The sequence below is a fragment of the Streptomyces sp. NEAU-W12 genome (genome assembly GCF_026242095.1).
Taxonomy (GTDB): domain Bacteria; phylum Actinomycetota; class Actinomycetes; order Streptomycetales; family Streptomycetaceae; genus Streptomyces.
On sequence record NZ_JAPJDM010000048.1, the window covers coordinates 1 to 23160 of the forward strand.

The 23160-nt window shown below is 67.5% G+C and carries 3 protein-coding genes and 1 pseudogene; 2 read left to right on the forward strand and 2 right to left on the reverse strand.

Annotated features, from left to right (window positions below; translation table 11 throughout):
* Nucleotides 1–70: 70 nt before the first annotated feature.
* Together ORI94_RS33955 and ORI94_RS33960 are read left to right on the forward strand one after the other, a co-directional pair.
* Complete coding sequence (locus tag ORI94_RS33955) at nucleotides 71–21151, forward strand: lonely Cys domain-containing protein (RefSeq protein ID WP_266082775.1); 21081 nt, start codon at nucleotides 71–73, stop codon at nucleotides 21149–21151.
* A gap of 100 nt (nucleotides 21152–21251) precedes the next feature.
* Nucleotides 21252–22133: a type VII secretion system-associated protein gene (locus ORI94_RS33960; protein ID WP_266082777.1), complete on the forward strand. Its 882-nt coding sequence runs from the start codon at nucleotides 21252–21254 to the stop codon at nucleotides 22131–22133.
* A gap of 85 nt (nucleotides 22134–22218) precedes the next feature.
* Here ORI94_RS33960 and ORI94_RS33965 read toward each other — a convergent pair.
* Nucleotides 22219–22432 (reverse strand): annotated as a pseudogene (locus ORI94_RS33965) (IS5/IS1182 family transposase); the annotation flags it as partial.
* 537 nt (nucleotides 22433–22969) lie between these two features.
* On the reverse strand, nucleotides 22970–23160 hold a 191-nt coding region (locus tag ORI94_RS33970), incomplete at its 5' end, for a hypothetical protein (protein ID WP_266082779.1).

Here is a 23160-nt window from a genome sequence, read left to right on the forward strand (position 1 = left end):
CAGCGACGTCAGCTCCCTCAGCGACGCCGGTGATGACAGTGATGTCTGGTCGGTTGCCAGTGACGACACGGTGGTCGCCGAGCCCGACACCGCCGGGCCCGACACCGCCGGTGCCGGCAGTGGTGTGAAGGCTCCCTCGGCCGAGACCGTGGATGGTGGGCTGCCACTCGTTTCCGGCGCACCGGTCACCTCCTCCGCTTTCCCCTCCACCACGGTTCCGGGCCAGCCACAGCCCCAGGCCCAGGCCCAGGCCCAGGGCCCGGCACAGACGCCTGCCCAGATTCAGACCCCGGCCCAGATTCAGACCTCGGGGCAGAACCAGTCCCAGGCTCCGGGGCAGGCGCCGGCCGATGTCACCGGGCAGGAGGCCGACGGCCCGGCTGCCCCGGCCTCTCTCGCGGCGGGGCAGCCTGCGCCGCAGGCCACCGCACCAGTCACCGGCAGCGGTCACACTCCCGCCGCGAACACCCTCGACGACAACGCCTCCCTCTCCAGTGGTGCCAGCGACGTCAGCTCCCTCAGCGACGCCGGTGATGACAGTGATGTCTGGTCGGTTGCCAGTGACGACACGGTGGTCGCCGAGCCCGACACCGCCGGGCCCGACACCGCCGGTGCCGGCAGTGGTGTGAAGGCTCCCTCGGCCGAGACCGTGGATGGTGGGCTGCCACTCGTTTCCGGCGCACCGGTCACCTCCTCCGCTTTCCCCTCCACCACGGTTCCGGGCCAGCCACAGCCCCAGGCCCAGGCCCAGGGCCCGGCACAGACGCCTGCCCAGATTCAGACCTCGGGGCAGAACCAGTCCCAGGCTCCGGGGCAGGCGCCGACCGATGTCATCGGCCAGAACATGCTTGGTCAGGGCACGCCTGAGCAGGCCGCCGGTGCGATCCCGGGACGGCCGGACACCCAGCAGCAGACCACCGGCACCATTGGCCAGACGGCTTCTGCCGCACCCCCCACCTCGGGTATCACGCCTTCGCCGCCCGGTGATCCGGCGCAGGGCCCGGCGGCGCAGACGCTCACTTCCGTCGAGCCCGGCCATCCGGTGGAGTCGGGCCGTGCGGTGGCGCCGGCGCCGGTCCCCACCATCAGTGCGGGCCCCACCGCCGCACCCGTTGCGGGCATGCCCGCCACCGGGGCCACGCCTCTCGTTACCGCGGCACCCGAATCCGCGCCCCCTACCGGTCCGCGGCAGTCCGTCCAGCTCGCCCCCGGGACCTTCCACACCCCGGTCTCCCTCCCCAGCGGAGCGCAGCCGGCTGTCGGCACGGCCGCCTCCTCCGTTTTCACCAGCGGCCCGTACAGCGTCCACGTCCAGCCCGTCGGCACGGTGCCCACCACCACCGACGTCCCCGCCCCGGCCAAGACCACCGCGGCCACTGTCTCCAGCCCCACGGGCACGTCGATCCCCGCCGAGCCCGTCCAGCCCGTCCAGGTCACCTCCCCGTTCGCTGCGGCGACTCTTCGACAGGGAACTGGCCCCACATCCCGGCAGGCAGCCGCCTTCACCGCCACCGGCCCCAGGGGAGCGCGGCAGCCGCAGCGCACACCGCGACCCCCGAAGAAATCCGGCAGGAAGAACTGGAATCATCCGCCGGTCACCGTCACCCCGGTCAAGGACTCCACCGGCAAGCTCATCGGCGCGGTCTCCTTCAATGCCACCGATCTGGCCGAGCGCATGTCCCGCTACGGCAAGCTCTCCGGGCAGAAGCGGTTCCTGCAGTGGCGGATGGACGAGCAGGGCAAGAAGGTGAGCGGTTGGCAGGACCTGCCGCCTGAGATCGAGGGCTCGTTCTTCCTCGGCATGCACTACGACAAGGAGGGTTTCCGCGTCGAAGGGGCTGACGGCAAGACCCATGCGTTCAGTGCCGAGGAACTCGGCGAACTGCTCCAGGGAAATCCTGCCCTCACGGATTTCACCGACATCACCCTGATCGCCTGCGAGTCCGGCCGTGACATCCCCGTCGGCGAGTACGGGGACAGGATCAACGCCGCGCAGATCATCGCCGACATCACCGGCAAGACGGTCCACGCCCCGACCGGCGAGTTCGCCTTCCGGAATGTGAACGGTGCGCTGGGTGAGCGTCCTGTCATCCACCTTTCCCCTACCAAGGACGGCACGAAGCCGGAGTTCCGCACCTTCCGTCCCTTCCAGCCTTCCTCCACTCCCTGGCCCGGTCCGGCCTCCGCTTCGCTCACCAGCGCGCCCGCCCACCCCCCGCTTGCGGGAGTGGACACGGCCCCGGATATTGCCTTCCCTCCTCCGAGTGCGTGGAACAGCCCTGGTAGTGGTGGCGAGGGCATCGCCGGGGGTGAGGTGCTGTCGGCGGAGCCCTCCCCCGAGTGGGTGGAGTTGCTCAAGGACGCGCTGGGTGTGCGGCCGGGTGAGGAGAACTTCGCCGCTTACCGTGATGGGCTGCGGGTTTTGGAGGTGGCGCGGGCTGCGGATGCGGTGTTCTCGCAGGAGCCGCTGGATGCCGGTGTGCTGGAGGCGATGGCTCGCCGGGTGCTTCATCTGCCGGATGGGCAGGAGGTCACCGGTGAGACTTACCGGGAGTTTTTCCAGGTGGTGGGGGAGGCCAAGGCTGCCGACCGGGCGGGGAGTGTGGCGGCGCTGGCCGCGTTCCACCTCGACAGGCACCTGGGAGTGTTCTCGGGGCCGGGCGAGGTGGGGACTATTGGCGAGCCTGTGCCGGGGCGCAACTGGCGGAGGCTGGAGGTTGATTCCCTTGACCTGAACCTGGACCGTGTCGGTGTTCTCAAGGACAGCACGATGTATCTGGGGGACGCCAAGTGGACCGGTGATGAGAAGCCGTATGTGCTGCTGGCGGACGGTAGCCACGAGGGTGTCTTCGTGGTGGACGAGGAGGGCGGCAGGCATTGGGTGGGGGCTGAGGAACTGGCGGAGTTGCTCAGCCACGATCCGGTGATGTCGGCGGGTGGTCCGGTGCTGTTCTTGGTGAGCAGGGCTGGGGCGAGTACTTCGGAGATGCCCCGGCGGGTGGCCGCCCGGCTGGCCGAGCGGTCGGGCGGCCAGGACTACACGGTGTGGGCCACCGACGGAAATCTTGCTTTCGGGCGTAGTTCGAAGACGGGGAATATCCATGCGCTGCTGAACAATCCCAGTCCTGGCAAGGTTCGGGTGGGTAACTGGATTCCCAGCAGGCCCGGGTATGTCCTCCCGCCGGGCACGAAGCCGGAAACCTTCCAGACGATGGACGGCCGGAAATATTTCGATAGCGATGTGACGTGGTATCTGGTACCTGCCGAGGATGGCATGGAAGTCCACGCCTGGGCCAGCCTGAGTCCTGAGGACGCGTCTAGGAGGCCGGGGCTTTCTTTCCTTTCCGCTGTGTCGCGCTGGCGCCGGTACTACAAGGACCGGGAGGCCGTGGGTCTTGCCTGGGATCTGAAGGACCCGGATGAGCCGGAGATCAGGTACTCGGTGGTTGTCCACGGCACCGAGAGGGCCGTCAAGGCGTGGCTGAATGACGGTGTCGAGGTGGAAGTGGACTATGAGGAGTTCGGCAAGTATCTGAAGCGCAATCCTTTCTTCCAGAAGCTGACCAGGGAAGAGGCCGTACACCTGAATGTCTGTTATGCGGGGTCGCAGGCGCCGGGGAGCGATCCACTGACGGTGCCTCGCAATGGCCAGAAGGTGGCCAACGCCACCGGGGTGGCGATGCGCGCCGCGCCCACGATAATCGACATCGTGCCCCCCGGTAAGTCTCCGGCGACGTTGTGGCTGTGGAACTTCACTGATGATGCTCAGGTAATTCCGCGGTTCTTCTATCCCGAGCCGTCTGAGGATGAGCTACTGGATCAGGCCAAGAAGCACCTGAGTTCGGACGGTTCGTTGCCGAAGGATTGGCAGGAACGGATGGTGCGGGCGAGGCGTGCCATCAGTGAAATCTTCGGTATCGTCCCTGCCGGGCGGTCCTATGAGCGGTTGCTGGAAGCGTTCGGGCGGCTGGAACGGATGCGCCTGGCGGATTCGTCCTATGCCGGTGAGCGGGGCGGGCCGCTGACCTGGGCGCTGCTGGAGGACATCGCCGGGCAGTACGCCGAGCAGTACGGGCAGCAGGCGCCCGGCACCCTTGCGGTGATGCGGGAGATGCTGGGCAAGGCGCTGGATCAGCGGGCCGGTGCCCGGGAGATGACCCTCACCCAGTTCATCAATGACTCCAAGTCCTTTGCCGAGCCTGACGATCCACTGCCCTTTGCCCAAGACCCCGCCGCCTGGTACGACGGACCGCCCGGTACCTGGCCGAGGGTCCCGCCCGGGCCGGAGGACGCCGGACAGCCTGAGCCGTCCGACGAGCCGGGGGATGCGGTGCCGGTGTTCTCGGAGGGGGTGTGGGACAGCCTCGGTGCCGTTGGTGACGGCGCCGCCGGGGGTAAGGCGCTGTCGGCGGAGCCCTCCCCCGAGTGGGTGGAACTGCTCAAGGACGCACTGGGTGTGCGGCCGGGTGAGGAAGGGTTTGCCGATTACCTTGGCGGGTTGCGGGTCTTGGAGGCGGCGCGGCGCGCGGACGCCGTGTTCTCCCAGGAGCCGCTGGATGCCGGTGTGCTGGAGAAGGCGGCCCGCAAGGTGCTTCATCTGCCCGATGATCAGGAGGTCAGCCCTGAGACTTACCAGGAGTTCTTCCAGGTAGTGGGGGAGGCCAAGGCGGCCGGCCGGGCGGGCGGTGTGGCGGCGCTCGCGGCGTTCCACCTGGACAAGCACCTGGAGGTGTTCTCGGAGCCGGGCGAGCACGTCTTGTTCGCACCGCGGACGCCGGCCTCGGCCGGCCCCGGCGAGATGGGCTCGGTCGGTTATCCGGGTTCCGAGGACGCCAATTCCTCCTCCTCCAGCGTTGATGAGGAGTCGTTCTCCGGTTCCAGTCGGGTGTCTGAGTCTGGTGACGAGGAGGGGCTGGCTGGTCCTGCTGTGTCGGTGCCGCCGGGGTTTGGTGGTGCGGATGTGCCGCTGCTGCGGGCTTTCGAGGCGGAGAGGGCTTCCGCCGTCCCTGCGGGGGGTGGCCCGGGCTTGTTGGTGGAGGCGATCGAGCGGGCTGTCGACGGGGGGTTGACCGATGGCTCGTTCGATTTCCCCATGCTGTTGATGCGGGACATGGAATTCAGTCGCCTGGTGGATGAAGGGCTCGACGAGTTCACGAAGAGCGGTGACAGCAAGGAGTGGATGGACGAGGTCCGGCAGGCTTTGCTGGGCCGGGCTACTGCCCTGATCAGAGATGTGCGCGACTGGATCGCTGAAGCCCTGGAGACGGCCGGGGAATCCGGTCCGTCTGCGGAGACGGCCGCGTTTGAGATTCTGGAGACGGTGCGGGCTGCGGATGCGGAGCTCTCCCGGCGTCAGCTGAATGCCGATGTGCTGGAGGTGATGGCCCGTCGGGTGCTTCATCTGCCGGCCGGGCAGGAGGTCACCGACGAGACTTACCGGAAGTTCTTCCAGGTGGTGGGGGAGGCTGCGGCTGCCGGCCTGGCGCGGAGTGTGGCGGCGCTGGCGGCGTTCCATCTCGACGCGCATCTGGGGGTGTTCTCGGGGCCGGGTGAGGTGGAGACCTCCGGTGGGCGTCGTCTGCCGGTGCGTAACTGGCGCAACGAGGCGGTCACTTCTCTGGACATTGACCAGGTCGCTGTCATGGGCCTCGGTCCCAAGCTGGTGACGGAGTCCGTTCCGTGGGCCGGTGAGCGTCCGTATGTGCTGCTGGCGGACGGTGACCACCGGGCTGTCGAGGTGAGGGACGCGTCCGGTGGGACGCATCGGGTGGAGGCTGAGGAACTGGCGGAGTTGCTCCGTCTTGATCCGGCGATGCCGGCGGACGGCCCGGTGGTGTTCTTCGCGGACGGGGCCGGGGCGGGTGGTCTGGAGTTGCCCCGGCTGGTGGCCGACCGGCTGGGTGGCCAGAACCGCGTGGTGTGGGCCACCGACGGGAAGCTCACCACTGTGCGTAACCGGCAGACGGGTGTCACCCGTGCGGTGCTGCGCCACACTTCCGGTGAGCCCAGGGGCCGGTGGATTCCCAGCGAGCCCGGGTATGCCCCCCGGCGGGGCACAGCACCGAAGTCCGTTACCACGGTGGACAGAAAGGTGATTCCCGACGGCGATGTGGTGCGGTACCCGGTGCTGACCGGGGACGGCCGGGAGAGCTTTGGCTGGGCCAGCCACAGCCCCAAGGACCTCGTTGAGCGGGAGAAGGCATTCCGCCATGCGTCCGCTGTGAAGCACTGGCGCCGGTATCGCGAGCAACCGGACGTTGCAGGCCCTGTCCATAAGCTGGAGGGTCCGGCGATCGGGTACGTGGTGGCCGCGCACGGCAACGAACGGTACGTCACGTTGCAGCAGGAGAACGGCACCGCTGCGGAGGTGGACTATGAGGAGTTCGGCAAGTACCTGCAGCGTGATCCCGGTCTCAGGCGGTTGGGGGCGGACCAGGCCGTATACCTGCATATCTGCCATGCGGGGTCGCGGGCTCCGGGCGGCGATGCGCTGGTGGTGCCCCGCAATGGCCAGAAGGTGGCCAACATCGCCGGGGTGAGGGTGCGTGCCGTGCCCACGGAGGTCGCCTACGAGGTCCCCACGGAGGTCGCCTTCGAGACCTCGTCCGGTGCGAAATCGGCGGCGCTTTGGCTGGCGAACTCCACTGAGCTCCCTGAGGTGTTTCCGCGGTTCTTCTCTCCCGAGCCGTCTGAGGAGCGGCTGCAGGAACTGGCTGAGCAGCACTTGTCTGTGAACGGTCTGTCGCCGGATCAGCCGCGGGAGCGGATGGTGCGGATGGTGCGTGCCGTCAATGAGATCTTCGGTATCGATTCCACGTCTGAGCCGCGGTTGCTGGAGGCGTTCGGGCGGCTGGAGCGGATGCGTCTGGCGGACGAGGACTATGCCGGGCAGGGGCGGGGTGGGCCGCTGACCTGGGCGCTGCTGGAGGACATCGCCAGGCGATACGCGCAGCAGGACGGGGTGCTGGAGCCAGGTGAGGTGGTGGACGGCTGGCCGCTGCTTTCGGTGATGCGGGAAATGCTGAGCAAGGTACTGGCTGCGGAGGCCGGTGCTCCGGGTATGACCCTCACCGAGTTCCTCACGGACTCCAAGTCCTTTGCCGGGCCCACCGATCTGCCCGCCGCTCTGGATCCCGCCGCCTGGTACGACGGACCCCTCGAAACCTGGGAGAAATATTCCTTGGCCCCGCCCGCCCAGTCTTCAGGGGCAGAGGAAGCCGAACAGCCTGACCCGTCCGGCAAATCGGGTGGTGTGGTGTCGGTGCGAGGGCCGGCTGAGTTGCTGGCTCCTTTGGTGGACGCCGGGAGCGGTCAGCTCACCGATGAGGCCTGGGAGGCTATGAAGGAGCCACTGCTCAGCTGGACCTTTTTGAATCACGCTGGTATGGACGAGGAACGTTTCGCGGATTTGGAGGATTCCCAGCGTAAGCGGATCGGCGGGATGCTGTGGTATTTGAGGAATCCCGCTTCAGGCTGGCTTGATATGCCTGCCCCGTATGGGAACGGTGGGTTCGCTCGCGACCTTATGAAGAGCTGGGTCAAGGGTGGTGTCTGGGTCCGGATGCTGGAAGCCGCGGGCGTGAACCGGGCCGAGGCGGAGCGGGCCGGGTTGCTGGAGGTGGGTGCGGGGAGCGGGCGTGATGCGCTTGGTCGCGTGGAGGAGCGTCTGAAACCTTTGCTGGATGAGCAGGGGCTTTTTAAGGACATCGCGTGGCAGGCGATGGAAACTCATCTGCTGATCCGCAAGGTGCAACAATATAACTCGCTTCGGATGCTCACCGCGCTGGTCCACCACCTCGCGAGTAGGGAGTCGCGGAAGGCGGTGGCGAGCAAGTACAAAATGTCTTCAAACAACCTCTCTGAGACACTTACTCGTCTGCGCAAGTCAGGGAAGCTGGGGGCTGTTGAGGAGTGGGCCAGAAGGCGCTGGGAGAGTGTTGGTCCTGACGGGAAGTGGCAGCCCTTGTCGAAGGCGGAAATCGGTGAGTTGGCGCCGCTGTATATCAATCCTGTGGAAGTTGAGAAGGTTCGGAGGTTGCGTGACACGGTCAAGGGTCTCCTTGTGGCGGGTAAGACGCCCCAAGCCGGTACTCCTCTTCTGTATGACGGGCCGGAGAGGCATTTGTGGAATGCTGTGACGGCGGCCGGGCTGGCCGCGGTGCGCGCCGAGTCCGAGGGGCTTCAGGGTGTCCAGGGGGCTGTGCCGTCCGGTGGTGAGGGTGCCGGGCAGGTAGTTGTGGCGCAGGGTGACGGCTTGGGTACGGCACCTCGCGACGAGGGGATGGGTTTCGGCTTTCCGGGCCAGGGGGAAGTCGGCTCCTTGGGGGTGCCGGACACGCAGTCTGGTCTGTCCGGTGATGATTCCACGTGGTTCGATGAGTTTTATGCCATGGACTGGGCGCAGGAGTCAGGTGTATTCGCGCCGGGTGATGAGAGCCTCGCGCCGCAGGATTTCTCTTTCCCGCCAGATGGGCTGGCTGCCGGGGAGTTCCTGTCGGGCGGGGTCGGGGACTCCCCGCAGGATTTCGGTCTGTCCGGGTGGGAGGGCGACGACGACACCGTCATGGGAGGCATGGAAGAAACTGTGCTGTCCGGTGGTGAGGGTGCCGGGCAGGCCGGGTTGTTGGAGGCGGGTGCGGGGCGTGGGCGTGATGCTGGCGGTGGTGTGGCGGAGCGTCTGAAACCTTTGCTGGATGAGCAGAGGCGTTTGAAGGATATCGCGTGGCAGGCGATGGAATCTCATCTGCTGGCCCGCAGAATGCAACAACGTGGCGCGTCTACGATGCTCAACGCGCTGGTCTACCACCTCGCGCACCTCGCGATTGAGGAGTCGCCGCAGTCGGAGACGGCGAAGAAGTACGGGGTGAATCCCGGCAGCTTCTCTAATGTTTTTAATGATCTGCGCAAGTCAGGGAAGCTGGGGACTGCTGAGGAGTGGGCCAGGAAGCGTCAGGGGAGTTTTGATTCTGATGGGAAGTGGCGGGACCTGTCGGCGACGGAAATCGTTGAATTGGCACCGCTGTATCTCAAGCCCTGGTATCTTGAGAAGGTTCAGAAGATGCGTGACAGGGTCACTAATCTCCTTGTGGAGGGCAAGGAGCCCGCATCTGATGATTATGTTCTGAATGAGGGGTCGGTGTGGAGGGATGTGACGGCGGCCGGGCTGGCCGCGGTGCGCGCCAAGGAGGGGCTTCAGGGTGTCCAGGGGGCTGTGCCGTCCGGTGGTGAGGGTGCCGGGCAGGCCGGGTTGTTGGAGGCGGGTGCGGGGCGTGGGCGTGATGCTGGCGGTGGTGTGGCGGAGCGTCTGAAACCTTTGCTGGATGAGCGGAGGCGTTTGAAGGATATCGCGTGGCAGGCGATGGAATCTCATCTGCTGGCCCGCAGGACGCGACCTAGCTCACTTCAGATACTCAACGCACTGGTCTACCACCTCGCGGGTGGGAAGTCGCGGCAGGAGACGGTGAGCAAGTACGAGGTGAATGCCAAGTACTTCGCTGGAGTGGTTCGTGCTCTGGGTGTGGAGAAAACGAATGCTGTTAGGGAGTGGGGCCGCAAGCATCGGAGGGGTGTTGGTTCTGGCGGGGAGTGGGAGCCCCTGTCGGAGGCGGAAATCGGTGAGTTGGCACCGCTGTATATCAATCCTGCGGAAGTTGAGAAGATTCGGCAGGCGCGTGACACGGTCGAGGGTCTCCTTGTGGCGGGTGAGACGCCCAAATTCGGTACTAGTCTTCTGTATGACGGGCCGGAGGGGCGGGCGTGGAATGCTGTGACGGCGGCCGGGTTGGCTGCGGTGCGCGCCGAGTCCGAGAGGTTTCAGGGTGTCCAGGGGGCTCTGTCGTCCGGTGGTGAGGGTGCCGAGGGGGTGCCGCAGCAGGGTCTTGATGGTGACGACGACACCCCCGGCACCTGGCGAGGGATCCAGCTGACCGCGGGTTCTCCTCCTGTGGGGTCTTCCGTGCTGCTGGGCACAGGGTCCCCGGACTTCGTGTCGCCTGTGTCGGATCCGGTTGGCAGGGAGGGCTGGTGGCCTCGTCGTGCGCGGGCGGCTTCTGCCCGGCTGGACACGGAGATGTATGACCCGGCGCAGGATCCGCTCGCTGAGGCGGAGTTGGTGGACAACGTCCGTTGGCTGGGTGGCAGGCGGACACTGGTGCGGGTCGACATCCGCCGTGTGCAGGCCTTCGACGGTCGGTGGGTACGGGACTTGGAGATCGTTCTGCCTGTCCGGCCCGGTGACGGTTTCAGTGCCGGGGAGCTGGGGGCGTTCGAGGCTGGGTTGGGCAAGCTGCTGGATGAGCGTGTCAATATCGGTTTCGTTCTGCCTGCCTCTGGTGACCAGCTGAACCTGGGTGTGCGTCTGGTGCACGCTCCCGGGCACCGGCAGGCGGTGGAGGTTTCTCGTACGGAGGAGCCGGGGCGTTCGGACCAGTTGCATTTCCGGCTGCACACCGCCACCGCCGCTGATGCCGCCGTTGTCGCTGATGCTGATGGGTGGGTGTGGGACCGGCAGGACGACAACCTGGTGCTGCATGAGTTGTTGCACTATGCCGGAGTCACCGACCGGTACCACGATGCCGAGTCGCTGTTCCGTAACGCTCCCGGCAAGGCGGATGCCTCCGGGGTGATGGCCGATCTGTCCGACCCGGCCGACGAGCGGCTGCCGGCTGCCTATCTGGAGGCGATCGAGGCCGTCATCGATTCCGGTCCGGTCGTCTACGATCTGCCCCTGTCCGTCCCCGGGGACACCACTGAGGGCGAGACGTGGTCCCGGGAGCGGCCGCTGACGGTCTCCGCCCGCCGATCCGGCACGGGGACCGCCTCGGTACAGACCCCGTCGATCTACCATTCCCCACCGGGCTCCACCGCCCCGCCGGCACCGCTTGACGCCGGATCCGGCCCCGGGCCGGAGAAGGACCGGTGGCATCTGCCGGCCTACCTGGAATCGATGCGGGCCTCCGGCACGGCGACCTTCCACGACCTTGAGGGCACCGGCTGGATCGCGGAGCAGGTTCGGGCGAGCACCGCCGGCGGCTCCCCGCAGGAGATCCTCGCCGCGTTGGAGGAAGCCCCCGAGACCTTCCTGGGCCACGGCCGCCCCTTCCATCTCAAGGGTGGTGACGCCTGGTACGACGTCACCGTGGCGATGAACCGCCATCCCGACGAGCCGCGTCCGCTGCTCACCGTGCTGGACACGTCCTCCGCCCGGGCCGACGCGACCGCGAACAGCGACGTGGCGGCGCACAAGGCCGCCGTGGAGCGCAGTTCCCTCGTGATGACCGGCCGGGCCACTCAGAACGCCCAGGGCTGGGCGCTGAGCGGCAACGGTTACGTCCTGGTCCCCGTCTCCCACACACCTCTGTTGCTTGGAGCATCCCTTCACGCCAGTCTCTCCCTCGGGCGGCGCGTCACCACCCGCACGGAGCAGCATGCCAGCGCGCACGCGCAGGTTCTGGCCAGTCCGGAGGGGACGGTGGAAGTCCCGCGCCGGGTGCAGTGGAACCTGCGGATCCAGAAGGCGTGGGTGCCGAACGCCAGGTCCCTGACGGGTGACGGCCGTGTGACCGCCACGGTGCCGCTGGCGGAGCTGGTACCCGCGAAGGAACCGAGCAGACTGGGACCGGCGACGCCGGTCGACCAGGACACCGCGCGGCGCATCGCCCTCGCCTCCTCCCTGCAGCCGCTGTCGGTCGACCCCGGAGCCCCCTATGAGGGGGGCAAGGGAGTGTTCGACGCCGTCACGGCCCAGCTCCATCCCTCCCTGATCGGACCCGGCACCCAGGGCCGGTCGGACGTGCACGACGCACTGAGAGCCGACGTCCTCACACGGAAGCTGCCGCGGATGCTCGCCGGCTGGACCCTCTCCGAGGACCTGGCCAGTTCCTGGGGCAAGACCTCCGGCGGCTACCGCATGCGGGCGACAGTCACGCGGATCGCACCGGTGATCCGCCGGGCCGGAGCCGACAGGCGAGGCACGAGGGCCGGCGTGCCTTCCTTCCCTGCCCTGGTGTCCATGCAGTCGGCGGCGCGCACGCACGGTGTCCGGGACAGCGACGCCTCCGGCGGAACGATCGAGCTGGGGCCGGGCGCCGGGTTCATCGGAGGCCCGTTCACCCCCCGTGTCCGTTTCTTTCTCCAGCCCGGCCTGGAGCTGGCCCGGTCCGGGTGGTCGGCCCTGTCCCAGGAGGGGACGACGCTGCAGGGCTCCGAGATCGACGGGGACCGGGTGCTCTACCTGGCGCAGCTGCGGCTGGAGGTCGAGGGCACCGGCCCCACCTCCCCCCGTACGCGGCGTGGGCCGTCGGTGACCAACATCCGCGCCTGGCTGTACCTGCGCGCGCAGGAGGCGGCCGATATGGGACTGCCACTGCCGCCGGGGACGAAACCGGGCCCGCTGTTCACCCACCCGGGCTTCGACCGGACGCTGGCCGTGGGCCCCTCGGCCACCAGCACGGTGTGGTCCGGACTGGACACCGCACCGCTGCTGGAGCGCATCAGTGACCTGTTCGCCGACGACGGGCGGCTCAAGGGATTCCTCCCGGCCTTCGGGGGACGCGACGACGTCCCGGCGTGGCGCTCCTCCGAGACCGAGGGCAAGCGGATGCGCGCCAACTGGCGCGCCCTGGAGAACAAACTCTCCTCGGCCTATCTCTCCAACCACCGCAAGGCGCTGCTGGCCGGAGGGGTGCAGGCCCATCTGGTGCGCCGGGGTGCGCTCAGCGCCGACCACGCCGTCGTGCGGGTACGGGCGAGGCAGGAGACCCCGAACCGCTACACGGGTGACGCGGACGACTGGGGACTGCTGTACGGTCCGGGGCTGACGAGTGAACTGTTGACGGGACAAGAGAAGCGCCGTGGGGCCTCGCTGCGGTTCAGGCTCAACAGCACGGTCATTCCCAACCACCTGTACGCGAACGCGATGTTCGGCGGCGTCCACTCCAGCGTCCGCACCGGGCAGGGCAGCACACTGGTCGGCACCGGCGGCGGCGCCCGCACCGCGGGACAGCCCCCTGCCAGCGGGTTCGAGACCGAGCTGACCCTCGACATCGACGTCACCCTGATGAGCCGGCCCAGCGACTGGCGGCGGGTCGCCACACCAGGCCTCCCCGGCCGTCAGACCCCGAGAACACAGCTCATCGCCACCACCGGACCCGTCACCGACCGGAGCACGGCCTCCCTGAGCGTTGATCCCGTCAAGGTGCGGCTGGCCGCACCCGCCTCACTGACCTACCGCGGACGGCCACCCGGGGAGGCGTCCTCGCCCACCGGGCAGCTTCCGCAGGCCCTGCCGATCGCCGTGCCCCCGCTACGCGGTCTGAGCGACATGTACGAGGCCCGGTGGGCCCCACCGCGGCCGGGAGAGCGCAGGATCACCCAGTGGCTGCTGCTGGAAGACCCCGGAACGGCCCAGTTCCTGCACGACAGAGCGCTTGAGCTGCTGACGAGGGCCTCGGGCGGCGACGACGCCCTGGGCGCACCGGAACTGGAGTCGGCGCGGAAGATCGAGGAGGTCTTCGGACCGGACGCGGTCAGCGAGGGGTTCGAGATCGCCGCCCACCATGTGTGGCTGGCCGACAACCTCTACTTCGACCGCCGTGTCTCCGATCTGCGGGGCGCGGTGGGCGTACGACTGCACGCGGTACGGCCCCGTGTCCGTCATGTGGCGGACGGCCCCGCCATCGACCACCTGGCCGTCGGAGGCCACCAGGCGAGCGGTAGCCGGACGACAGGCTCCTCGGCCTCGGCGGAGCTGTTCCTCGGTGGAGCGGGCTCCCTCACCCAACTGGTGTGGCAGCTCGGCGGACTGGGCTACGCACGCACCTGGAGCCGGGCCCGCCAGCTCTCCTCGGGTGTCTCGGCCACCGTGAAGTACTCCACCGCCACCGAGCCCGGTGGGCGGATGGTACTGGTCCAGGCGGACCTGGACGTGCTGATGGCGGCGGAGGTCTCCGTCCGCGGCAAGACCCCGACGGTCGAGACCTACGGCGGGAAGCTCCCCGGTGTGGTGTCGGTGTGGCTCTCCGAGACCCAGGTGCGCGAACTGGGCATGGAGCAGGACCTTGCGGATCACCTGGCCGGGCTCGCCCCGAAAGCCTCTCCCGGGCCGCTCGCACCACCCCTGCCACCCGGCACCCCCACCACCTCCGCCGGACAGGGCGAACCGGGCAGGTCCCTCACGGCACCGCCGGCGAAGAGTACCGGTCGCCCCGCCGGCACACCGGTCGACAAGGCGGCCCACCTGCGTCTGGTGAACGACGGCGCGGTGACCTTCGGGGTGCTGGAGAAGGCCCCCGACTTCACCAGGCTGCTGCCCGCCCTGCGCACCGAACTGGCCGAGTTGCGCGGGCAGAAGTTCGTCGACCGCCTGCTGCCGCACCACCTGGTGCCCGACCGGCACCGCAACGTCCAGCGCCTGATGACGGTCCTGAGCCGGGTCGGCTTCCGCGGCCTGCAGGCCGGCGCAGTGGACGGCGGAGTACCGGTGACGCTGTACCAGCCCGACGGCACGGTCGCCTACGTGGCCCGCTTCACCGTGGAGCGCGGTCCCGGTGTCTTCCACGACCGCCCCGCCGACCGCAAGTCCCTGGTGTCCACCGCCGAGGCCGGCCTGGAACGCTCTCAGGGCACGGTGCGGTCGGTGACCGATACCGGCAGCGTGTCGACCTTCGGCGTGCCCTCCGTCGCCGGCGGCGAGAGGGGCATGGGCTTTCACAACGCCGCGCTGTCGATCGGCTCGACCACCAGCGCCGGACACACCACCTCCGCCAACAGCGGCCTCAAGAACAAACTGACCGCACCGGTGGACACCCCGGCTCTGCGCATGCGCCACCCCCTCACTGCCCGTCTGGAACTGTTCACCCCGGGCCAGGACGGGGGCGGCGGCCCGGCCGCCGTCGTCCCGCTGCCCGCCCCCGCGGAGGGCGAGGACGACCGCTGGCTGCTCCACAGGATGCTGGAGGCCGATGTCCGGGCGCTGGCCGGCGTACGGCCTCCCAGGCCGCTGCCCGCTCCGGAACGGCTCCCCGTCGTCGACCTCCCGCCCCTCGCGCGGTGGCAGGAGACCGGCACTCCGGTGCCGCCCGAGTCGCAGGTCCTCTCCTTCGCGGACACCGCCCAGGCGCGCGCCGGGCTGCGCCGGCTGCTGACCGGACTGAAGGCGTCGAAGGACTTCCAGACCACCGGCACCGTACCGGCCCTGATGGTGGACGAGGTGCTGGCGACCGAGTGGATCACCACCGCACTGCCGACGCTCGCCGCCGTCGGCGGCTTCCTGCCGGACGATCTCGTTTCCGGCCTGCCGAAGGGCGATCGGCTCAGGCTCCGGGCCGGTGCCCGTTTCACCAACGGAGAGGTCCTGGGGCTGGGGGACCCCATGACGTTCGAGTACACCCCCGGTGTCACTCCCGGTCGGCCGCGGAGGACCGAGGAAGGCACCGTCACCACCGATGTCGCTGCCACGTCCAGCGGCTCGCCGTCGGTTGGTGGCGGCTGGCTGAACTCCCAGGCCGGCATCATGCAGATGCACACCGTCACCGGAAACCGTGAGACGGCCCGCACGACGGTCTCCGAGTCCGCCCAGACCTCCGGTGAGCTGCCGAGGACGACGGTCACCGAGGAGTCGGTGCTGGTGCAGTTCGACGTGGACCTGCGCCTGAGGACCGAACGGGACGACTCCGCCCGTCCCGTCGACGGCGAGCCGGAGGACACCTCGGCCGGAGGCATCGAGATCCCGCTGCGCAGCCCCATGGTGCTGCGCATGACCCGCTCCTCCGCCGAAAGCCTGCTGGCGGCCGGCCACATCGCCGATCCGGGCCTCCATCTTCCTGACGAGGCGCGTGCTTCGCTGGCGGCGACGGACGAGGATCTGCCCTTCGCTGTCAGCCAGGCGCCGCCCGGCTACGGGGGCCATGCCGCTCCCACCGTGCGGGAACAGCGGGTGCAATTGCTGCACGAGTTTTTCGGTGTGCAGTGGGATGACACGCGATTTGGTGAGTACCTTGCCGGGCTGGAGGTCCTGGAGACGGTGCGCGCGCGGGATTCCGAACTTTCGCAGGAACCACTGGACGCTGGTGTGTTGGGGAAGATGGCCCGCAGGGTGTTGCGTCTTTCCGGTCACCAGCCGGTCACCGCAAATGACCTGTGGAATCTGTACCGCGTTATGCAGGAGGCCAGGAACACCGGCCGGGCGGGCAGCGTGGCGGCGGTCGCCGCGTTCTACCTCGACAGATATCTGGGAGTGTTCTCGGGCTCAAGGCATGTGCAGACACCCAACGGCCGGGTCCGCGGGCGCGACTGGTGGGGGAAGCAGGTCACTCCTCTTGATCCGGACCGCATCGGCGCGTATCAGGGCAGCGGGGTGCAGTTGGAAATGGCCAAGTGGGCCGGCAGCAAACCGTATGTGTTGCTGGCGGAGGGTAACCACGAGGGCGTTATGGCGGTGGGAAAGGACGGCAAGTACTGGGTGGGGGCTGAGGAGCTGGCGGAGCTGCTCAAGCATGATCCGGCGATGCGGACGGACGGTCCGGTGGTGTTCTTCGTGGACCGGGCTGGGGAGGGTGGTCTGGAGTTGCCCCGGCTGGTGGCCGACCGGCTGGGCGGCCGGAACCGTACGGTGTGGGTAACCAGCGGAGAACTCACGTTCGTGAGCAACCCGAAGACGGAAGTTTTCTACGGGGTGCTGAAGGACCGCCGTCCCACGGCTCCCGTGGGCAAGTGGATTCCCACCAGGCCCGGGTATGTCCTTCGGCCGGGTACGAAGCCGGAGTTCGGCACGGTGAACGCCGGGGCGTATCGCGACGACGAGCTAATGCGGTACCCAGTGCTCACCAAGGACGGCATGGACGTCCACGGCTGGGCAAGCCACAGAGCTGGGGAGACGGCAGTGCGGGAGGAGAACGTTTTCCCCTTCGTGCCCGCTGCGCGGCGCTGGCGCCGGAACTACCAACACCGGCGCAGCCTGGGGCCTGTCCATGAGCTGACAGGCCCGGAGATCGGATACTGGGTGTTCGCGCACGGTACTGAGAGGGCCGTCTTGTTGCGTCGGCGGGAAGGGGACGCTGAGCTGCGCGTGGATTACGGTGAGTTCGGAGGGATCCTGCGACGCGATCCCGGCCTCAGGAGGCTGCGCGCGAACCAGGCCGTACACCTGCACATCTGCTATGCGGGGTCGCGGGCTCCGGGCGGCGATGCGCTGGTGGTGCCGCGCAACGGTCAGAAGGTGGCCAACGCCGCGGGGGTGGTGATACGTGCCGTGCCCAACTCAATCAGCTACGTACCTCCATTCCGCGGGTCTTCGGAGGCGCTGGTGTTGTGGCACTTCACTGATGTTCCTGAGGGGATACCGCGGTTCTTCTACCCCGAGCCCTCCGGGGATGAGCTGTTGGGCCTGGCCCAGAAGCACCTGAGCTCGAACGGTCTGCTGCCGAATGAGCCGTGGGAGCGGATGGTGCGGATCGTGCGTGCAGTCGATGAGATCTTCGGCTTGGTTTCTTTTGAGCGGATCGATGAACGAACTGGTGCACGCACTTACAAGCGGTCGTATGAACAATTGCTAGGGGCGTTCGGAACCCTGGAGCTGCTGCGCCTGGCGGACCCGTACTATGCCGAAGCGAGTGGACCGCTGACCTGGGGGCTGTTGGAGGAGATCGCCAGGCGGTACGCGGCGCAGGACGGGGTGCTGCAGTCCGGTGGCCCGGGAGGCCGGTCGGTGCTCTGGGTGATACGGGAGATGCTGGGTAAGGCACTGAATCCGTGGGCCCGCGGTCAGGGGATGACCCTCACCTGGTTCCTTACGTACTCCGCAAGCATTGCTGATCCCCGTGTTCCGCTCCCTCCCGTCCTGGACCCCGCTTCTTGGAACGACGGGCCACCTGAGACCTGGCTGACACAAGCGCCCCAGTCCCTGGCGGAGGGGGACAGTTCCGGCAGGGATACGAAGGCTCATCGGCCTGATGCTGTGGACGGCGGGCTGTCACTGGTGTCCAGCGCGCAGGCCGCCGTCCTGCCTACGGCAGCGGACCCGGCCACGTGGCGCACGGATACGGATGAGGTGCCGGTTTCTCAGCCGAGTGGGGCGCCGGTGGGGGACGTGTACGGCGGTGAGATGGACCCGTTGGCGGGTCTGGTCGGTTCGTCTGCGGGTTCTCCGCCCGTGGTGTCGTCGGCGCTTGGGGGTTTACGGGTTCCGGAGTTCGTGTCGCCGGTGGGGGGTCCGGTTGGTAGGGAGGGTTGGTGGCCTCGGCGTAGGTGGGCTGTTTCCGTTCCGTTGGCTACCGAGATCTATGATCCGACGCGTGAGCCGTTCGGTTCTGGGGGGTCGGCTGGCAGGATTCGTCTGGCGGGCCGTCAGACGTTGGTGCGGGCTCTTGTCCGTCGGGTGCAGGCTGTTGATGGTCGTTGGGTGCGGGATGTGGAGCTTGTTCTGCCTGTCCGGCCGGGTGAGGGTTTCACCGTCGGGGAGTTGGGGGTGTTCGAGACCGGGTTGAACGCGTTGCTGGATGAGCGTGTCAATATCGGTTTCGAGTTGCCTGCCTCGCGTGATCAGCTGAACCTGGGGGTGCGTCTGGTGCATGCTCCCGGGCACCGGCAGGCGGTGGAGATTTCCCGTGCTGAGGAGCCGGGGCGTTCGGATCAGCTGCATTTCCGGCTGCACACCGCCACCGCCACCGCCGCCGCTGATGCCGCCGTTGCTGATGGGTGGGTGTGGGACCGGCGTGATGACAATCTGGTGCTGCATGAGTTGTTGCACTATGCCGGGGTCACCGACCGGTACCACGATGTGCAGTCGCTGTTCCGTGATGTCCCGGGCAAGGCGGATGCCTCCGGGGTGATGGCCGATCTGTCTGTCCCGGCTGATGGCCGGCTGTCGGCTGATTATCTGAAGGCGATCGAGGCTGTCACTGATTCCGGTCCGGTGATACGCGACCTGCCCTGGTCCGTGCCTGTTCCCTCGGACGCCGCGGGCGGTGAGAGGTGGGCTCGGGAGCGGCCGCTGGCGGTGTCTGTCCGCGCATCCGGCACGGCGACCGACTCGGCGTCGATTCCCTGGGTCTACTTCTCTGAGCACGATTCCACTGCCCCGCCGGTACTGGTTCATGACGGATTCGTCTCTGGCGGTCTGCCTGACGAGGCGCGTGCTTTGCTGGCGGCGACGGACGAGGATCTGCTTTTCGCTGCCAGTCAGGCGCCGCCCGGATACGGGAGCCATGCCGCTCCCACCGTGCGGGAACAGCGGGTGCAATTGCTGCACGAGGCGTTCGGTGTGCAGCGGGATGACCCGCGTATCGACGGCTACCTTCCCGGGCTGGAGGCCCTGGAGGCGGTGCGCGCGCGGGATTCCGAACTTTCGAGGCTTCCGATGAGTATCGGTGTGCTGGAGACGATGGCCCGCAGGGTGCTGCGCCTGTCCGGTCACCAGCCGGTCACCATGGAGGCCCTACGTACGTTCTACGGCGTTGTGCAGGCGGGCAGGGCCGTCGACCGGGCGGGCAGTATGGCGGCGCTCGCGGCGTTCTACCTCCACAGGGACCTGGGAGTGTTCTCAGGGCCGGGAGGTGTGCTGACGCCCAACGGCCGGGTCCCCGGCCGTAACTGGCTGGGGGCAGCGCTCCCTCCTCTTGACCTGGACCACGGCGGTTACGCCGGTGAACGGCGAATGGTTATGAAGTGGGCCGGTCGGCAACCGTATGTGCTGCTGGGGAACGGTGGCTCCAGTGGTGTCATCGCAGTGGACAAGAACGGTGTCTCGCATTGGGTGGGTGCTGAGGAGTTGGCGGAGCTGCTCAGGCACGATCCGGTGATGCCGGCGGACGGCCCGGTGGTGTTCTTCGTGAGCCGGGCCGGTGAGGGTGGTCTGGAGCTGCCCCGGCTGGTGGCCGACCGGCTGGGTGGCCGGAACCGCGTGGTGTGGGCCACCGACGGAGAAATCGTCTTCAGGAAGGATCCGCAGACGGGCTTCTACGGCCTAATGCTGGACGACAGCAAGCGTGGTGAGGTTCCGGTAGGCAGTTGGATTCCAAGCAAGCCCGGGTATGTCCTGGAGAGGGAGCAGGGGTCCTTCCTCACGGTAGACAATCAGCGGATTTTCGACCGTCATGTGAAGTGGCACTCGATCCCCGACAAGAACGGCACGGGAACCATTGGCCGGACCAGCCAAAGCCCTCAGGAAATAGCCCAAGATGAGCAGCACATTTTTCCTTATCTTCCTCTTGAGGAATGGACCCGGCGCAGGGGCCAAAACGCCCTAGGTTTTACCCTAGGTTTTACCCATGCGCTGGATGGCCCGCGGGTCGGTTATTGGGCGTTCGCCCACGGCAACAAACGGACAGTCAAGTTGTCGCTGGACGACGGCACCCAGGCGAGAGTGAGCTACGGGGAGTTCGGCGGGATTCTGCAGCGCAGGCCCAGCATCCAGAAGCTGCGCGCGAATCAGGCCGTGCATCTGTTCATCTGCGATGCGGGGGCATTGGCTCCGGACCGAGATCGACTGGTGGTTCCCCGTAACGGACAGGTGGTCTCCAACGTAGTCGGGAGGGTGGTGCGTGCCATGCCCGCGAAGACCGGTGTCTTTCCCCTGACCATCGATGGGCGTCCGACGGCGGCGCTGACACTGGTGAATGACAGTGATGTTCCTGAGGTGTTTCCGCGGTTGTTCTTCCCCGAGCCGTCCGGGCGTGTGCTGAGGGACTTGGCTTATCGGCACTTGACGGGTCCGGGCGGGGTGTTGCCGGCTGAGCCGGAGGAGCGGATGCGGCGGATCTTGCGTGCCGTCAACGAGATCTTTGGTGTCGATCCCGTTTCTGAGCCGGGGTTGCTGGAGGCGTTCGGGCGGTTGGAGCGGATGCGTCTGGCGGATGAGGCTTATGCCGGGCAGCGGGGTCCGTTGACTTGGGGGTTGTTGGAGGAGATCGCCGGGCGGTATGCGGTGCGGCAGGAGAGGTGGCGGCGGTCTGGTGCTCCGAGTGGCTGGCCGCTGCTTGCGGTGATGCGGGAAATGCTGGGCAAGGCGCTTGATCCGTGGGCCGGCAGCCCGATGACCCTGACCCAGTTCTTCGCCGGATCCGCAGGCGTTGCTGCTGTTGAGCTCCCTCGCGCTCTTGATCCGGCCTTCTGGGACGACGGCCACCCCGACACCTGGCCGAAGGCTTCTTCCTGAGGGGCCGCAAGGCCGTACCGGGAGTTGGTCAGTAAAGAGTTGGGTGAAAAAGTAAATAATTGCGGAAAATTCAGGTATTGACAAGGAAGGAAAAATTTGCATGAGCAGTAAAGATGCTGATCGGGTGACTTCGGCGTTGCTGGGCACGAGCACGAGCACGAGCACGGGGGCGGACAAGGAGCAAATACGGCAGGATCAAGATGCCGCTGCGTCGGGGAGCGCGGGAGAGGTCGGCGGGTCTGCTGGGAACGACGCCGCGGCCGGTGAGGATCGAGGCGGTCCGGAGCCGGTGGCGCCTGGAGAGGCGGTGCCGACCGAGAAGAGGGACCGGCTCTTCTCGGAGGAGGGACCGCCCGAGGAAGATGCTCCGCCTCCGCCTCATATTGTCGAGTTGGCCCGGGCTGCGCCCGACAGCGTCATCTTCGCCAGCGATCCCACCTGGCAGGGCGGGGATCCCCCGCCGGAGTGGGCGGTCATCGGTTGGTGGACCAGTGATGAGGCGGGCGAGGTCGCAGGCTGGGAGGACAATGGCAACTACCGGCCGTCTCCCTGGTCGCTGGGCTGGCCCCGGCCCGTCGACGACGTCGATGCCGCGGCCCAGTTGGCCGCGACCGGTTATGGTCCTGTGAAGGACGTGTCGCGTGCTCTGGCCGCCGCCGCAGAAGTCGCCGTCGTCCTGGAGGGTGATGGCACCCCGGCGCTCGCCGCCGTTCCCGACGGAGGCACGTCGGTGCCGGTCTTCACCATGCCGCCTCATCCGGTCGAGGCCGACCTGCCCGTCCACCGGACGGTGCCGGTGGCGGAGCTGACTGACGTGGTCGGGGAGCGGCCGCTGTTGTATCTCAGTTTCACCGCCCCGGCGAGCGTCGTGGTCGAGATGGGCGATGTGCTGGCCGAGGTTGACAGGCAGAAGACGGCCACCGAGGCGGACGTCCCTGGTTCAGCGGATGTCTCCGTGCCCCGGTCGGCAGTCCAACCCTGATCTGGCGCAGCGGCGGTTGTCCCTCCGCATCTCTGGGCCACTTCCAGATGATGCGGTCGGCCGCGGACCTGGGCACCTCGAACTATGGCACCAGTTGGCGCAGCGTGAGGTTGGTCTGCCAGTACGCGGCGATTAGCAGCGCGCGGTCCTCCAACGGCGGGCTCCGCGGCGGGGCCTTGCGCACCGGGTCTGCACCCTCGCCGCCACAACACGGTCACGAGCTTGCCGAACTGGCGTGGGCTCAACCCGGGAAACGGGGCTGTCCAGGACGGCTCCGACGCCGTGATCACACCAGGCACGACAAGATCATCTCACCCGTGACCAGCAGTTATGGGACAGTCCTTAACGGGCATCAGTGTGCTTGTCCATGGACGGCGCCGCACTCTCGAGAGAACACCGGTATACCGCCCCAGCTTCAGCCTAACGCGTTCTCGTCTTCTCCCAGATTTTGGGGCGGTGGTGTTTTCTCATGGCAGCGCTTGCCGATGCGTCGTGTTGGGGAGGGGCACCAGCCGGTCGTCTGCATGGTGAGGGCGACCGTGTGAGGACAACGAGTCCGACGAGTGACCCATCACTGAACTGAGGGCGGTGATGAGTGCGACCCTCAACGGCAGTAGTGTCACACCCGGGACGGATCTCAGCTTGGCGTCGGCGGTGTCTTGACAAGAGATGGCGGAGCGAGCTGCGCCCCACATGCCGTGGCTCGGTAACGGGGTGCCCTTAACGGCGAAGTTCCGTGGGAGCCGCGAGATGTGAACGGCTCGGTCTGGGGTCCCACTGCGGGAGGTACCGGCCCGGAGCGGCTGTGATACCGCCGGTCGAGGAGGGTGCATCTCTCACGTGCCGCTCTTGGGGGTGAGGCGTTGGCGGTGAAGAAGCCGCAGGATGCGGCGTTGGAGCATATTCAGCAGCAGGGTGGCGTGAGGCGTTGAGTTTCTGATGGCGATTGATTTCCCGCCGGCGATGGCGGAGTTCTTGGAGGTGTGGCTGGGGGCGAGTGTTGCCCGTGGGAATGAGGATCTGGGGT